This window comes from Plantactinospora sp. KBS50 (assembly GCF_002285795.1).
In the GTDB taxonomy this organism is placed as follows: domain Bacteria; phylum Actinomycetota; class Actinomycetes; order Mycobacteriales; family Micromonosporaceae; genus KBS50.
The window spans coordinates 3526304-3542414 of record NZ_CP022961.1 but is presented as its reverse complement, the minus strand read 5'-3'; the positions used below and the strand labels follow the sequence as shown (position 1 = coordinate 3542414).

10 protein-coding genes and 1 pseudogene are annotated in these 16111 nt (G+C 73.9%); 7 read left to right on the top strand and 4 right to left on the bottom strand.

Annotation, left to right across the window (positions count from 1 at the left end; genetic code table 11):
- The first annotated feature begins 141 nt into the window (after positions 1 to 141).
- Both CIK06_RS15735 and CIK06_RS15730 read left to right on the top strand, forming a co-directional pair.
- Positions 142 to 372: a hypothetical protein gene (locus CIK06_RS15735; protein WP_095565456.1), complete on the top strand. Its 231-nt coding sequence runs from the start codon at positions 142 to 144 to the stop codon at positions 370 to 372.
- Between the two features lie 92 nt (positions 373 to 464).
- Positions 465 to 1649, top strand: coding sequence for a radical SAM protein (locus tag CIK06_RS15730; protein ID WP_095565455.1), 1185 nt, complete (start codon positions 465 to 467; stop codon positions 1647 to 1649).
- Between the two features lie 56 nt (positions 1650 to 1705).
- Here CIK06_RS15730 and CIK06_RS15725 read toward each other — a convergent pair whose 3' ends face one another.
- Both CIK06_RS15725 and CIK06_RS15720 read right to left on the bottom strand, forming a co-directional pair.
- Positions 1706 to 2959, bottom strand: coding sequence for a glycosyltransferase (locus CIK06_RS15725; RefSeq protein WP_157756783.1), 1254 nt, complete (start codon positions 2957 to 2959; stop codon positions 1706 to 1708).
- Positions 2959 to 4050: a glycosyltransferase family 2 protein gene (locus CIK06_RS15720; protein ID WP_095565454.1), complete on the bottom strand. Its 1092-nt coding sequence runs from the start codon at positions 4048 to 4050 to the stop codon at positions 2959 to 2961. The genes CIK06_RS15725 and CIK06_RS15720 overlap by 1 nt, the downstream gene beginning before the upstream one ends.
- Before the next feature lie 247 nt (positions 4051 to 4297).
- On the opposite strand from CIK06_RS15720, the gene CIK06_RS15715 reads away from it, so the two are divergent.
- Both CIK06_RS15715 and CIK06_RS15710 read left to right on the top strand, forming a co-directional pair.
- A complete protein-coding gene (locus CIK06_RS15715; protein WP_198348339.1) occupies positions 4298 to 6430 on the top strand; it encodes a type IIA DNA topoisomerase subunit B in 2133 nt (710 codons plus the stop codon).
- Positions 6431 to 6579: 149 nt separating this feature from the next.
- The gene (locus CIK06_RS15710) at positions 6580 to 9072 is read left to right on the top strand and encodes a DNA topoisomerase (ATP-hydrolyzing) subunit A (RefSeq protein WP_095565453.1); all 2493 of its coding nucleotides are present in this window, start codon (positions 6580 to 6582) and stop codon (positions 9070 to 9072) included.
- Between the two features lie 146 nt (positions 9073 to 9218).
- On the opposite strand, the gene pepN is transcribed toward CIK06_RS15710, so the two are convergent.
- Together pepN and pflB are read right to left on the bottom strand one after the other, a co-directional pair.
- Positions 9219 to 11798: an aminopeptidase N gene (gene pepN, locus CIK06_RS15705; RefSeq protein ID WP_157756782.1), complete on the bottom strand. Its 2580-nt coding sequence runs from the start codon at positions 11796 to 11798 to the stop codon at positions 9219 to 9221.
- A gap of 164 nt (positions 11799 to 11962) precedes the next feature.
- The gene (gene pflB, locus CIK06_RS15700; RefSeq protein WP_095567878.1) at positions 11963 to 14206 is read right to left on the bottom strand and encodes a formate C-acetyltransferase; all 2244 of its coding nucleotides are present in this window, start codon (positions 14204 to 14206) and stop codon (positions 11963 to 11965) included.
- Positions 14207 to 14379: 173 nt separating this feature from the next.
- On the opposite strand from pflB, the gene CIK06_RS15695 reads away from it, so the two are divergent.
- From CIK06_RS15695 to CIK06_RS32465, 3 genes and pseudogenes are all read left to right on the top strand, one after another.
- Positions 14380 to 15000, top strand: a complete 621-nt coding sequence (locus CIK06_RS15695; protein ID WP_095565451.1) for a TetR/AcrR family transcriptional regulator — start codon at positions 14380 to 14382, stop codon at positions 14998 to 15000.
- A gap of 47 nt (positions 15001 to 15047) precedes the next feature.
- A pseudogene (locus CIK06_RS15690) lies at positions 15048 to 15938 on the top strand (alpha/beta hydrolase); the annotation flags it as partial.
- Positions 15865 to 16035 carry a hypothetical protein gene (locus CIK06_RS32465; protein WP_369916216.1) on the top strand — a complete coding sequence of 57 codons (171 nt, stop codon included), beginning with the start codon at positions 15865 to 15867 and terminating at the stop codon, positions 16033 to 16035. The pseudogene CIK06_RS15690 and the gene CIK06_RS32465, both read left to right, overlap by 74 nt.
- The last annotated feature ends 76 nt before the right edge of the window (positions 16036 to 16111 follow it).

The window sequence follows — 16111 nt, the reverse complement described above, 5'->3', positions numbered from 1 at the left end:
GACACCGGGTATCCAGGCGGACGCCCGGTTCCCCACCCGGGCATGACTCACCACACCGGATCGGTATCTGGTGCCCGTCCTGCCGCCCCGTACTCAGCAGACCGTCCGGAAGTCGTTCCGGGCGGAGAAGGGAGCAGGAACATGTGCGGTATCCAGGTCGGTGCCGAGGAGATGGAGAGCATTCTGGTCAACCGGGGTCCGGACACCTCCGTTGACGAGGCCGCCGCTTGCGGGATCCAGATCGGGGCGCCGGAGCTGAGCCAGATCCTCGCCAACCGCAGCTCCGCGCAGCTCGCGGACGCCGCGTGCGGGATCCAGATCGGGGCGCCGGTGAACGCCGCGCTGCAGCGCGACGTCAGCCCGGACGCCTGACCGGGTGCATGACCGGTGTGGCCCGTGGTCCGGCCACGGCCGGGCCACGGGCCACACCGACCCGACTCGACACCCTCCACGGAAGGACGGACATGATCGGCACCCGCTTGGACGACGTCGACGCGCCGCGGCTGATTCGCAGCGAATTCGGCTGGTGGTTCGTCGGCAACCAGACCTGGACCCTGCTGCGCCCCGACTGCGTGCGGCCCGACGGCACGGTGGACGAGGACACCACCGGCTTCCTCCGCCGGGCGGGGGCGTTCCGGCCGCGGACCCCGGCCTCGTACTCGCTGACCGTGCTCACCACGACCACCTGCAATCTCGGCTGCGGCTACTGCTTCCAGAACACCGGCCTGGACGAGGCGGGCGGCGCACGGCCGCCGCGGATCCGGCGGGCCTGGTTGGACGCCGGCACCGTCGAGCGCATCATCGCGTTCACGCGCGACCGGATGCGCCGGTGCGAGCTGGACCGCCTGCACCTGCTGCTGTTCGGCGGCGAGCCGCTGCTCAACCCGCGTGGCTGCCGCACCCTGCTGGAGCAGGCCCGTTCGATCGGCCTCGACCAGTGCGCCATGACGACGAACGGCGTGCTGCTGACCGTGAAGCTGGCCCGCGAGCTGTACGCGGCGGGCCTCAACGGCGTGCAGGTGACCTTCGACGGCAGCCGGGCGGACCACGACCAGATCCGGGTCAAGAGGTCCGGGGCGCCCACCTTCGACACCATCCTGCGCAACGTGGCCCGCGCGACCGAGGCGACCGGGCTCAACTGGAATCTGCGGGTGAACGTGTCGCACCACAACTTCGACCGGATCGGCGACCTCGTCGGGGAACTGGCCGGGGATCTGAGCCCCGACCGGTGCACCGTGACGTTCGCGTGGGTGGGCGACGTGGGGTTCGGCTACCACAACACGATGCGGCACATCGACGAGGTGAGTGCGGCGTTCGCGAACTGGAGCATCGCGGCGTTGGAGGCCGGCTTCCGGATGGTCCGGCCCAGCATGCGAACCACCTGCCACATCTGTTCGGCGCCGGGCGGCCGGTACGGCGCCGTGGTGAACGCCGACGGCCAGCTTTTCAGCTGCTGGCAGTCGGCCGGAAAGCCCGGCTTCGAGGTGGGCAGCGTCGACCGCGGGTACCTGGAGCCGGCCAGCGTTCCGGACCGCTGGGTGCGCTGCGGGTACGAGTACGAACAACCGGAACCGACGGTGGCCGACGCCTTCCAGGACCGGGTGGACGGCCGCCTGCTCGACTACCTGTACACCAGCGGCCGCCTGTGACCTGAAGATCGACACAACTTCGGCGTTCCAGGGGTGTCCGGGCCGGCCGGAGCGCCCTACTTCGCCGAAGTCGTGTCGATCTTGGCGGTCGCCGCGTACAGCCGCTCCAGCCGGCGGGTCTGCACGGCGATGTCGAACCGTTCGCGGACCCGGCGCCGGGCCTGCCGGCCCAGCCGCTCCCGCAGCCCGTCGTCGGCCAGCAGCCGGTCGATCGCGGCGGCCAGCGCGACCGGATCCGCCTCCGGGCAGAGCAGGCCGGTCTCGCCGTCCAGCACCGCCTCCGGGATGCCGCTGTGGTACGTCGACACCACCGGCACGCCCAGCGCCGCCGCCTCCAGGATGGTGGTCGGCAGCCCCTCGGCGTCCCCGTCGTCGGCGGTCTTCGACGGCGCGACCAGGATCCGCGCCTCGGCCAGGTGCCGGGCGACCACCGACGGCGGCTGGGCGCCGAGGAAGGTCACGTCCAGTCCCCAGCGGGCCGCCCGGTCGCGCATCAGGGCGTACAGCGGGCCGGCGCCGATGAACACCGCCCGCGGGCCGCGGGTCGACCGGCGCAGCGCCGCGACCAGGTCGTCGACGCCCTTCTTCGCGACGAACCGGCCCACGAACGCGACGTCCCAGCGCTTGGCCGCGGTGGCCGGCTCCGCCGGGACCGGTACGCCGGTGTGGTGCACGCGGAGCTTGGCCGGGTCGGCACCCAGCTCGACGGCCCGGTCGCGGATGTGTCCGGACACGGCCAGGATCAGGCTGGCCCGGGCGAAGGCGGCCCGCAGGTTGCGCCGGTGCCGCAGCCCGCGCGGGCCGGCCGCGGCGGCCTGTCGGGTCACGTCCAGCCCGTGCAGCGTGATGACCAGGGGAATGCCCAGCCGCCGCGCCGAGGCGGCGATGAGCCGCCCGTCGCCGCCGAAGTGCGCGTGCACGAGCGCCGGATCCAGCCCGGCCAGCAGGTCGCGCAGCCGGGCGGACCGCCCGGTCAGCCGAAGCCCGAGCCACCCGCGCCGGCCCGCCGGGGTGTCCGGGAACGCGATGGTGTCGCTCTCCAGCGCCAGCGGCGAGTCGACCCGGACCGCGCCGAGGTAGGTCGGCCGCCACCGGACGAGGGCGGCGCCGTGGTTGCGGACGAACGTCTCGGAGGCCGGCAGCAGGCAACTGCGCCAGATCACCACCCGGCGCCGCGGCTCCGCGTCGTCGCCGGCCGCGTCGCCGGGGCCGGCCGGATCGGAGTCGCCGGCCGGACCGCCGGGACCGGCCGGATCGGAGTCGCCGGCCGGACCGTCGGGGCCGGGCGGGTCGGAGTCGGCGCCGGACATCAGGACCGGGCGCCCGGCAACCGCGCCGGCTGTTGCGCCGGCTGTTGCGCCGGCACGTCCGCATCCCTCGCCGCGGGCGCTGGTCCGCCCCCGTCGGACGGCGGCTGCGGGGCCGACGGGCCGGCGCCGTCGGCCGGTACGGCGGGCCGGGCGCGCCGGAGCCGCCGTCCCAGCACCAGGTCCCGCACCGTGTGCCGCAGGTGCGGCGGGAGCAGCCAGATCTGCAGGAACGTCAGGTAGTCGATCATCGCGGGCCGGCCGTGCCGGCGGGCCTCGGCCAGCAGTTCGGCGAAGACCGCCCGGCTGCGGGTGTGCGCGGCCATCGAGCTGACCACGCTCATCAGGAAGGCGGCGTACGCGCGGGGGGTGAACAGCTCCCGCGAGGCGCGCAGCCAGGCCAACTGCTCCTGCCAGGGCGTCTCGTGGCTGATCCGCGGCCGGTCCTCGTCCTGGTGCCAGACCACCAGCGGGTCCGGGGCGATCAGCAGTTGCGCGCCCGGGTGCCGGACCGCCCGCAGCGCCCAGTCCAGCTCCTGCTGCCGGCGCAGCCCGACCGTGAACGGTACGGCCCGCAGCAGCTCGGTGGGGGCCAGGATGGTCGAGGTCTGGATGAACCCGTCGCCGTGGAAGAGCCCGCGCCGGACGGTGAAGTACTCGCTCAGCGGCTCGCCGGGGTCGGGGAGCCGGCGCGGGATGACGAACTCCGCCCGCGGCGTCCGGTTGATCAGCCGGCTCGCCACGATCGGCATCCCGGCGGCGCACTCCGTGGCCATCCGCAGCTGGACGGCGAGCTTGTCCGGCAGCCACTCGTCGTCATCGTCCAGCAGCGCGGTCCAGCGGGCGCGGGCGTGCCGCGCCCCCACGTTGCGGGCGTTCGGGGCGCCGCCGGACGCGGGCAGCGGCACCGCGCGTACCCGGGGGTCGCCGACCGCGTCAAGCGCGGCGGCCGTGCCGGCGTCCGGGCCGTCGATCACGACGATGACCTCGATGTTGCGTACGGTCTGGGCCAGCGCGCCGCGCACCGCCCGGAGCACCAGCTCCGGCCGGAAGCGGGTGGGGATCACCACGCTGACCTCGGGTGGGTACGGCATCGACCAGTCAACTCTTCCGTGTCGGTGGGCGGGCCGGGCCACCCGACCGGGCGCGGTGATCCGGCGTACCGCCGGTCCGCGGCGGTGCCCCGGCGCGGGTGGCCGCCGGCCCGGCGCGGGTGGTCCGGCCGCCGACGCTAGGGGCCGCGGGCGGCGTCCCGGTGAACCGCGGGCGACCGGTACGCGTGCGGGCGGCGAACCGGCGGTCGCGCCCGGCCGCGCCGGTGGGTACCCCGGTTACGTGGTCATGTCGGAGTGGCCGGATAGGCTCGCCGCGCCGACCCCGACCGGGAGCCGGCCGACGACCTGGGAGTACGACGAGTTGACCGCGCAGTCCGACATCCGCTACGGCGCCGACGACCTGACCCACCTCGAAGGGTTGGACGCCGTCCGCAAGCGACCCGGCATGTACATCGGCTCCACCGACAGCCGTGGGGTCAACCACCTGGTCAACGAGATCCTGGACAACGCCACCGACGAGGGCGTCGCCGGGCACGCGACCCGGATCGAGGTGACCCTCGGCGCAGACGGGTCGGTGCAGGTCGACGACGACGGGCGGGGCATTCCCACCGACATCAACGCCCGCTCCGGCATCTCCGGCGTGGAGCTGGTGCTCACCCGGCTGCACGCCGGCGGGAAGTTCGGCGGCTCCGGCTACAAGACCTCCGGCGGCCTGCACGGCGTCGGCGCCTCGGCGGTCAACGCGCTGTCGCACCGGTTCGACGTCTCGGTCCGCCGCGGCGGGCAGGTGCACGAGATCTCGTTCCGCCGCGGTGTCCCCGGCGAGTTCGACGGCGCCGGCCCGGACGCGGACTTCACGTCGCGACCCGGGCTGCGGGTCGCCCGCCGGATGCGCCGGGGCGAGCCGACCGGCACCACCATCCGGTACTGGTACGACGCCCGGTACTTCGAGACCGGCGCCGCGCTGGACGTCGAGGCGGTCCGCTCGAAGCTGCGCAACACCGCGTTCCTGGTCCCGGGCGTGACCTACGTGCTGCGGGACGCGACCGCCGGCGAGCCCGCGGAGGAGGTGTTCCACTTCCCCAACGGCCTGGCCGACATGGTCGACTTCCTCGCGCCGCCGGGTGACCGGCCGGTCTGCGACACTTTGCTGATCACCGGCGAGGGCAGCTACCGGGAGAACGCGGCCGACGCCAACGGGGTCATGCAGGCCAACGTCGCGCGCCGGGCCGAGGTCGAGATCGCGCTGCGCTGGGGCACCGGCTACGACCGTACGGTGGAGTGCTTCAGCAACACGATCCGCAACGCGCACGGCGGCACCCACCGGCGCGGGTTCGAGCGGGCCGCCGTGCGGGCGCTGACCGAGGCCATCCGCGGCACCCGCGGGCTGCTGCGGCCGAAGGAGGATCCGCCCACCGTCGAGGATGTCCTGGAGGGGATGACCGCGGTGGTGCACGTCCGGATCCCGGAGCCGCAGTTCACCTCGCAGACCAAGGACGAGTTGTCCACCGCGGGCATCACCAAGGTGGTGCAGACGGTGGTGGAGCAGCACCTGCGGGCCTGGACGGAGGCCCGGCGCAGCCGGACCGAGGCGCGCACCGTGTTGCAGAAGATCGTCGACGCGGCCCGGGTCCGGCTGGCGCACAAGCAGCAGAAGGACGCCGCCCGGCGCAAGACCGCGCTGGAGGGCGCGGCCATGCCGGCCAAGCTGGTGGACTGCCGCTCCACCGGCATCGACCGCAGCGAGCTGTTCATCGTGGAGGGCGACAGCGCGCTCGGCACCAGCCGGATGGCCCGCTCCTCGGAGTACCAGGCGTTGCTGCCGATCCGGGGCAAGATCCTCAACGTCCAGAAGGCCAGCCTGCAACAGGTGCTGGACAACGCCGAGTGCTCGTCGATCGTGCAGGTGCTGGGCGCCGGCTCGGGGCGCACCTTCGACCTCGGCGCCATGCGGTACGGCCGGGTGCTGATCATGGCGGACGCCGACGTGGACGGCTCACACATCCGCACCCTGCTGATCACGCTGTTCGCGAAGTACATGCGGCCGGTGATCGAGGCGGGCCGGCTGTACGCGGCGATGCCGCCGCTGCACAAGATCGTCACGAAGGGGCGCAACCCGGAGACGATCTTCACGTACACCCAGGCGGAGATGGAGACCACGGTCGCCCGGCTGGAGAAGCGCGGCCGGCAGGTGGTCACCCCGATTCCCCGGTTCAAGGGTCTGGGCGAGATGGACGCCGACGAGCTGTGGGACACCACGATGAACCCGGCCGCCCGGTCGGTCCGGCGGATCACGCTGCACGACATCGAGGCCGCCGAGCGGACCCTGGAGCTGCTGATGGGGGAGAAGGTCGAGCCCCGCAAGAACTGGCTGATCGACGCCGCCGGCCGGATCGACCAGTCGGCCATCGACGCATGAGCGCCACCACCCGCACGCGCGTCACGGTCCGCACGCGCGTCACGGTCCGCACGCGCGTCACGGTCCACACGCGCGTCACCCCCGTATGAGCGTCACCGCCCGCATGAGCGCCGCCGCGTCGCGGACGCGCAGCCGAGGAGAGCACTGAGATGGCACGCCGCAAGGACAGCAGCCCGGCCCGGGTCGACCTGACCGCCTTCGACCAGCCGGGCGCGCAGGTCTTCGACAACCCGCTCACCACCGAGGTCGAGGACTCCTACCTGGAGTACGCGTACTCGGTGATCCACTCGCGGGCGTTGCCGGACGCCCGCGACGGCCTCAAGCCGGTGCACCGGCGGATCCTGTGGTCGATGAGCGAGCAGGGGCACCGGCCGGACCGGGCGCACGTCAAGTCGGCCCGCGTGGTGGGTGACGTGATGGGCCGCTTCCACCCGCACGGCGACCTGGCCATCTACGACGCGCTGGTGCGGATGGCGCAGGGCTTCTCGCTGAACACGCCGCTCATCGACGGGCACGGCAACTTCGGCAGCCCGGACGACGGGCCGGCCGCCAGCCGGTACACCGAGTCCCGGCTGTCGGAGGCGGCCATGCTGCTGGTCGGCGAGCTGGGCGAGGACACCGTCGACCCCAAGCCCAACTACGACGGGTCGCTGACCGAGCCGACGGTGCTGCCGGCGGCCTTCCCGAACCTGCTGGTCAACGGCGCCGCCGGGATCGCGGTCGGGATGGCCACCAACATGATCCCGCACAACCTGGGCGAGGTGGTCGGCGCCGCCCGCTGGCTGATCAACCACCCGGACGCGTCGCTGGACCGGCTCATGGAGTTCGTGCCCGGCCCCGACCTGCCCACCGGCGGCCTGCTGCTCGGGCTGGACGAGGTGCGCCGGGCGTACGAGACCGGCCGCGGCGTGGTGCGGATGCGGGCCCGGGTCCGGACCGGGCCGCTGGAGGGCAGCCGGGGCCGGCAGGCGATCACCGTGACCGAACTGCCGTACGGGGTGGGTGCCGAGAAGGTCATCGAGAAGATCACCGACGAGGTGACCCGGACCAAGCGGTTGCAGGGCATCGCCGACGTGAAGGACCTGACCGACCGGGAGAACGGCATCCGGGTGGTCATCGAGTGCAAGGTGGGAGTGAACCCGCAGGCGCTGCTCGCCGACCTCTACCGGCTCACGCCGCTGGAGCAGTCGTTCGGGATCAACAACCTGGTGCTGGTGGACGGCCAGCCGCGCACCCTGGGCCTCAAGGAGCTGCTGGAGGTCTTCCTGGCGCACCGCTACGAGGTGGTCACCCGGCGCACCAGCTACCGGCGGCGCCGGCGGCAGGAACGGCTGCACCTGGTGGACGGCCTGCTGATCGCGCTGCTGGACATCGACCGGGTGGTGCGGTTGATCCGGTCCAGCGACGACGCCCAGGCCGCGCGGGACGGGTTGATGCGCGAGTTCGGCCTGTCGGAGATCCAGGCCGGCTACATCCTGGACACCCCGCTGCGCCGGCTGACCCGGTTCGACCGGTTGGAGCTGGAGGCCGAGCAGGAGCGGCTGCGCGCCGAGATCGAGGAGCTGTCCCGGATCCTCGACGACGACGCCGTGCTGCGCCGGGTGGTCTCCGACGAACTGGCCGAGGTGGGCCGGCGGTTCGCCGCCGCCCGGCGGACCACGCTGATCGACGGCGACCTGAAGGAGGTGCTGGCCGCCTCCGCGCCGGCCGGTCCGCTGGAGGTCGCCGACGACCCGTGCCAGGTGATCCTCTCCGCGACCGGCCTGGTGGCCCGGACGGCGGCCGAGTCGGAGGAGGCGTCCGAGGGGCAGCGCCGCAACGGCCGGGTCCGGCACGACGCGGTACGCGCGCTGGTGCACTCCACGGCGCGCGGCCAGGTGCTGCTGGTGACCAGCCGGGGCCGGGCGTTCAAGACCGACGTGCTGCCGCTGCCGGTGCTGCCGCAGCAGACCGGGACGGTGTCGCTGCGCGGCGGCATGTCGGCCGCCGAACTGGTGCCGCTGGAGGCCGGTGAGGTGGTGGTCGGGTTGGCCCCGCTCGGCGGCGCCGACCAGGGCTCGCCAGGGCTGGCGCTGGGCACCCGGCAGGGCGTGGTGAAGGTGTGCGCCCCGGAGTGGCCGGTGCGCTCGGACCAGTTCGACGTGATCGGCCTGCGCGAGGGGGACGAGGTGGTCGGTGCGGTGTGGCTGACCGACGGGGCCGAGCAGGTGGTGTTCGTGACCTCCGACGCCCAGCTGCTGCGGTTCGGGGCGGGACTGGTCCGCCCGCAGGGCCTCAAGGGCGGCGGCATGGCCGGCGTCGCGCGGGCCGCCGACGCCGAGGTGATCTTCTTCGGCGCCGTACGCACCGACGACACCGAACACGGGGAGCCGCTGGTGGTCACGTCCACCGGTCTCGGGGTGAAGGTGACCCCGTTCGCCGAGTACCCGGCGAAGGGGCGGGCGACCGGCGGCGTCCGGGTGCAGCGGTTCCTCAAGGGAGAGACCCGGCTCGCGGTGGCCTGGGTCGGACCGCGGCCGGCCGCCGCCACCGGCGCCGGGGAGCCGGTGGAGCTGCCGGAACCCAACCCGCGCCGGGACGCCTCCGGCACGCCGGTGCTGCTCGGCCCCGAGGTCGTGGGCCACCGGATCGAACGCGGCTGAGCCGCCCGGGCCGCGGGGGTGGGGTGCCGCCGGGTCCGCCCGCTCCGGGCGGTCAGGCTCGATCCCGTCGCGGGCGGACCCGGCGGCACCCCTCCTCAGGTGGGCGCCCCCTGCCTGGTGCGCGGGGGCCGGCCACTGGCGTCGGGTCAGCGCACGGCGCGGGCGCGCAGCATCTGGCCCAGCACGTGCGAGCGGTCCAGGACCCGCGCGGCGGCCAGCGGCGGCAGCCGGTCGGCGGCCGCCTCCACCCGGGCCGGGAAGTCCCGGTCGACGCCGTGGGTCGGGAACAGGCTTCCGATCGTGACCATCACGGTCGTCATGCCGCCGCCCAGCGTGGGCAGTTCGTCGAGGAACCGGTCGGCGAACGGCGCGAGCAGGTCGCCCTGGCCCGGGTCCCAGAACGCCTGCCCGACGGCCGGCAGCATGGGCAGCGGCAGGGCGCCGGTGAAGATCTCCCGCCACACCTCGTCCTTGGCGGTGCTGTCCGGTCGGGCGGCCCGGACCGCCGCCGCCCGGCCGGCGCTGTCCGGGTCCGGGTCCCGGTCCAGCAGCTTGGCCACCGCGTCCGGGTCGTAGCCGCCGGTCGCGGCGACCTGGGTCAGCCAGTGCCAGCGGAGGTCGACGTCGTCGCCCACCAGTTCGTCGAGTTCGGCCAGCCGCTCGGGACGGTAGGCCACGGCGAGCGCGGCCCGCAGCGCGGCGCGTACGGTGGCCGGCTCGTCGCGCTCGCCGGCGGCCCGCGCGAGCGCCGCGCAGGCGGCCGCGAGTTCGTCGCCCACGGCCGGGACCGCCGACGCGTCGACCCAGTTCCGCACGGCCCGCTCGGCGGTGCCCAGCAGCCCGGCCCGGGCCGCCGGATCGGTCTCGACGGCCAGCGCCCGGGCCGCGTACCGGACCACCTCGTCCGGGGCCAGCAGCCCGTCCTCGACCAGGTGCCACAGGGTCAGCCGGGTCACCGCCCGGGACAGCGGGTCGGGCAGGCTGGGGCCGTACCGCAGCATGGCCGCGCGGGTCGGCGCGTCCGGCCGTACCCGGGCGAAGGTCAGGTCGGCGTCGTTGACCAGCAGCAGGTCCGCGGCCGGCGCACCGGCCAGTTCGGGTACGGCGGTGGCCGGCGGCGCGGCGTCCAACTCCACCCGCCGGCGCAGCACCGGGCGGTCGTCGGTGATGTCGTACACGCCGACCGCCAGCCGGTGCGGACGGTTCGCCGGGCGCTCGGCGGGCGGTTCGACGAGCACCTCCACCGACCGGTACCGGCCCTCGGCGTCGGTGTCGGTGCGCACCGACATCGTGTCGGTGCCGGCGGTGAGCAGCCACTCGCGCGCCCAGGTGGCCAGGTCCCGCCCGGACGGGCCGGCGACCGAGGCCAGCAGGTCCTCCAGGGTGGCGTTGCCGTACGCGTGCCGGGCGAAGTGCCGGCGCAGCCCGGCCACGAACGGCTCCTCACCGGTGTACGCGGTGAGCTGCCGCAACACGCTCGCGCCCTTGGAGTAGGTGACCCGGTCGAAGGCGGCCCGGGCGTCGTCGACGGTGGCGATCTCCTGCCGGACCGGGTGGGTCGTCGGGCCGCCGTCGGCGGAGTAGCCGGCCTCCTTGCGGTCGCCGAGGAAGGACACCCAGGCTCCGGTGAACGGGGTGCAGCGCTCGGCGGCCCACATGGCGGCCCAGTCGGCGAACGACTCGTTCAGCCACAGGTCGTCCCACCAGCGCATGGTCACCAGATCGCCGAACCACATGTGCGCCATCTCGTGCAGCAGAACCACGGCCCGGCGCTCCCGCTGGGCGTCGGTCGGTTCGGTGCGGTACAGCGCCGAGTCCATCCAGGTGACGCAGCCCCAGTTCTCCATCGCGCCCTGGAAGTCCGGGCAGAACACCTGGGTGTAGGTCCGCTGCGGGAAGGGCATGTCGAACTGTTCGCCGAAGAACCGCAGGCCGGCGGCGGTGAGGTCGAACAGTTCCGGCGCCTGCCGGTCCAGGTGCGCGGCAAGGCTCCGGCGGGCCAGCACGGCCAGGTCGTACCCGTCGACGGTACGGCGTACCTGGTGGAACGGTCCGGCGCAGACCACCGTGACGTACGGCGACATCCGCGGGGTGTCGGCGAACCGCCAGGTGCGCGCGGCGCCCGCGCCCGACCCGGCGTCGTCGGCCGGCCCGGTCCCGTCCACCGGCCCGGTCCCGTCGGCCGGTCTGGTCCCGTCGGCGGGTGCGGTGTCGCCGGCGCGGTCGGTGCACTCCAGCACCGCGGAGTTGGACACCACCGTCCAGCCGGCCGGCGCGTGCACGGTGAACGCCACCACGGCCTTGAGGTCGGGCTGGTCGAAGCAGGCGAAGACCCGGCGGGCGTCGTCCGGCTCGAACGACGTCCACACGTACGTGCCGCCGTCCGCCGGGTCGACCCAGCGGTGGATGCCGGTCCGCTGCTCGGTGCGGTCCGTGCTGGCGGCCACCACGAGCTGGTGGTCCCCGCCCAGGGCCGGCAGGGTCAGCCGTTCCCCGTCGTACGCCTCGGCGGGCAGGGCGGCGCCGTCGAGCCAGGCCCGCACCTCGTCGGCGACGATGTCGACAAAGATCGGCTCGTCCGTGCGACGGGCCGAGAAGTCCACGGTGCTGCGGCTGCGCAGCGTGGTGCCGCAGAGCAGTCCGGTCAGGTCCAGTTCGACGTCGTAGCGCCGTACCCGCAGCAGCTCCGCTCTGGTCCGCGCCTCATCCCGGGTCAACGAAGTCATGCCCCCGATCATGTCGTGGATCGGCCGCCGACACCGAACCGGGTCGGCGTGGCGGGGAATGGGGCCTTTCTATCCGCAAACGGTCAAGAACGCACCTTTTCGGGCGACGAAGTCGAAGGAGTGGACGGACCCGGTGTGCGTGCCGGCCATCCCGACCACCCGGCTCAGATCGACCCGTGGAAGGTCCGGCCGATGACGTCCCGCTGCTGCTCGGGAGTGAGCCGGACGAAGTTGACGGCGTACCCGGAGACCCGGACGGTCAGTTGCGGATACCTCTCCGGATGCGCCATCGCGTCCTGCAGGGTGGCCCGGTCCAGCACGTTGACGTTCATGTGGAACCCGCCGGCGTCGGTGAAGCCGTCCAGCACGCCGACCAGGTTGTCCACCCGCTCGTCCCGGGTGTGCCCGAGCCCGGCGGGGGTGACCGTGCTGGTCAGCGAGATCCCGTCCCGGGCGCTGTCGTAGGGCAGCTTGGCCACCGACAGGGCCGCGGCGACCAGGCCGTGCCGGTCCCGACCGTTCATCGGGTTGGCGTCCGGGGCGAACGGCTCGCCGGCCCGGCGCCCGTCCGGGGTGTTGCCGGTGTGCCTGCCGTACACCACGTTCGAGGTGAGGGTCAGCACCGACAGGGTCGGCTCGGCGTGCCGGTAGGTCGGCTGCCGGCGGATCCTGGCCATGAACGACTCGACCAGTTCCACCGCGATGGCGTCCGCCCGGTCGTCGTTGTTGCCGAACGTCGGGAAGTCGCCCTCGATCGCGTAGTCGGTGACCAGCCCGCTCTCGTCGCGCAGCACCTTCACCCGGGCGTGCCTGATCGCCGAGAGACTGTCGGCGGCCACGGACAGCCCGGCGATGCCGGTGGCCAGGTAGCGGTGCACCGGGTAGTCGTGCAGGGCCATCGCCAGCCGCTCGTAGGCGTACCGGTCGTGCATGTAGTGGATGACGTTCAGCGCGTCCACGTACGTCTCGGCCAGCCAGTCGAGGGTGCGGTCCAGCGCCGCGGTCACCTGCGCGTAGTCGAGGTACTCGCCGTCGACCGGCGGGCCGGCCGGGGCGACCTGCGCACCGGTCAGCTCGTCCCGGCCGCCGTTGATCGCGTACAGCAGCGCCTTGGCCAGGTTGGCACGGGCGCCGAAGAACTGCATGTCCCGGCCGACCCGCATGGCCGACACGCAGCAGGCGATGGCCGCGTCGTCGCCGTACCGGGGCCGCAGCAGGTCGTCGTTCTCGTACTGGATGGCGCTGGTGTCCAGCGACACCCGGGCGCAGAACCGCTTGAACTCCGTCGGCAGCGCGGGGGACCAGAGCACGGTCAGGTTGGGTTCGGGCGCCGGGCCGAGGTTGTAGAGGGTCTGGAGGTACCGGTACGTGGTGCGGGTGACCAGCGGCCGGCCGTCGGCGCCGAGCCCGCCGAGCGCCTCGGTCACCCAGGTGGGGTCGCCGGAGAAGAACTCGTCGTACTCGGGGGTGCGCAGGAACCGGATGATCCGCAGCTTGATCACCAGGTCGTCGATCAGCTCCTGGGCGCCGGTCTCGGTCAGGGTGCCCTCGGCCAGGTCCCGTTGCAGGTAGCAGTCGAGGAAGCTGGCGGTACGCCCGAGCGACATGGCCGCGCCGTTCTGCTCCTTGGCGGCGCCCAGATAGCCGAAGTACAGCCACTGGATCGCCTCGCGGCCGGTCTCGGCCGGGCGGCCGATGTCGTACCCGTAGCCGGCGGCCATCCGCTTCAGCTCGTCCAGGGCGCGGATCTGCTCGGCCAGTTCCTCGCGGTCGCGGATGACGTCCACCGTCGAGTGCCGCTCGTCCAGGGCTTCCTTCAGCGCCCGGCGGTCGAAGACCAGCCGGTCCACGCCGTACAGCGCGACCCGCCGGTAGTCGCCGATGATCCGGCCCCGGCCGTACGCGTCGGGCAGCCCGGTGATGATGTGCGAGCGCCGCGCGGCGCGCACGTCCGCCGGGTACGCGTCGAAGACGCCCTCGTTGTGCGTCTTGCGGTACGTGCCGAAGATCTGCCGGACGGTCGGGTCGAGTTCGTAGCCGTAGGCCGCGAGGCCGGCCTCCACCATCCGCAGCCCGCCAGCCGGCATGATGGCCCGGCGCAGCGGCGCGTCGGTCTGCAGGCCGACGATCAGCTCGCGGTCCCGGTCGAGGTAGCCGGGCCGGTGCGCGGTGATGCCGGCCGGGGTGCGGGTGTCCACGTCGTGGATCCCGCGCCGGCGTTCCTCGACGAACATCGCGCGCAGCCCGTCCCACAGGGCCGTCGTCCGCGGCGTCGGCCCGGTGAGGAAGTCCGGGCCGCCCCGGTACGGCGTCACGTTGTCCCGGACGAACGCCGCCACGTTGATCCGGGCTCGCCAGCCCTGGCCGGTGAAGCCGCGCCAGGCGCCCCGTTCGGTCGGGTTCCGCATCATGTCGCCCTCCCTAGCCACACTTCCAGCGTGCGGAGCCGGCCGGGCGGTCGATCAGGGGCGAACGTCCCGACGGCCCGGGTCGCCCGGTCCGTCGCGCCGGTCCGGCGTCCCGGTCCGTCGTCCCGGTCCGGGGTCTTGCCTCAATCGAACGGGCGTGCTTTTATCTCGGGGTGGGAAAGGGTGACCAGACCCGGCAGGCGGTGCTCGATCAGGCGGTGGAGGTGGGCCGCCGGGTGGGGCTGGGCGGCCTGACCATCGGGTCCCTCGCCGAGCAGATGCGGATGTCCAAGAGCGGGCTGTTCGCGCACTTCCGCTCGAAGGAGGGGTTGCAGGTGAGCGTCCTCGAACATGCCCGGACGGCCTTCGAGGACACCGTCGCCCGGCCCGCGATCCGCGCGCCCCGCGGCGAGCCGCGGCTGCGTGAGCTGTTCGAGCGGTGGCTGGTCTGGGCGGCGGCGCCGGGCGGCTGCCCGTTCATCGCCGCCGCCGTGGAGTTCGACGACCAGCCGGGTCCGGTCCGCGACCGGCTGGTCCGGGACCAGCGGGACATGCTCGACATGATCGCCACGATCTTCCGCACCGGCATCGCCGAGGGGCACTTCCGGCCGGATGCCGACCCCGATCAGTTCGCCCAGGACTTCGACGGCGTACTGCTGGCGTTCCACCACCTCTGCCGGCTGTTCGGCGACGAGCGGGCCGAGTCGCGCGCCCGGCGGGCCTTCGGGGCGCTGCTCGACGGCGCGCGCCCGGGTCCTGCCGAGGACGGCCGGGCCGCCCCCGCCGCCCGCTGACCGCGCACCACCGGTTCCGTAGCCCGACCCGGAGGGGGTCCCGTCCCATGTCGTCCACCACCAGCGCACCGGATCGAGCGCAGAAAAGCACGAACGGTCGTCTTATCCTGCCGGCGGCCCCGGCGCCGATCCGGGCTGCCTTCCGGATCCTGGAGGTCCTGGCGCCCGCCGTCGGCGCCCGCTGGGCCGAACGCATCTGGTTCACCCTGCCGGACCCGACGGCGCGACCGCGGCGCAGCGTCCGCCCGCCCGCGCGGCCCAGCGTCCCGGGTGGGCCGGGGACCTCACCGGTGACGCCGGCAGGTTCGCAGCCGGCGTCGCCGGCGCCGGCCGGCCGGCCGTTCGCGGTCGCCGTCGACGGTCACCGGGTGGTCGGGGAGTCCTGGGGGAGCGGCCCGGTGGTGTACCTGCTGCACGGCTGGGCCGGCCGGTCCCGGCAGTTGGCGTCGCTGGTGACTCCGCTGGTCGAGCGGGGGCACCGGGTGGTGGCGTTCGACGCGCCCAGCCACGGGCGCTCGGCCCCGGGCCGGTACGGGCCGCGCTCATCGTCCATCCCGGAGTTCGCCGCCAGCCTGGCCGCCGTGGCGCAGATGCACGGCCGGCCGCACGCGGTGGTGGCCCACTCGCTCGGCGCGACCGCCGCGGCGGTGGCGCTCTGCGACGGCCTGCCCGCCGACCGGGTGGTGCTGCTGGCCCCGATGGCCAGCCCGGCGTCGTACGCTGAGCAACTGCGCGGCGCGCTCGGCTTCGGCCGGCGGATCCTGTGCCGGCTGACCGTGCGGGTGGAGCGCCGGGTCGGCGCACCCATGCGCCACTTCGACGTACCCGAGATCGGCCGGGCCGTTGCGGTGCCCGGCGCTGGTCGTGCACGACCGGGACGACGCCGCGGTGCCGTACGGCGACGGCGTCGCGATCGCCGCCGCCTGGACCGGGGCGACCCTGCGGGCGACCGACGGGCTCGGCCATCACCGGTTGTTGCGCGACCCGGAGGTGATCGCCGCGGTGGTGGACTTCGTGGCCGGTCCCGGTCGGTGAGCCGGTCCGGGAAGGCGGTTGCCATGGGAGCGATACCCGACTATATAGATATGGGTTGATAAACTCGGAGTCGTGA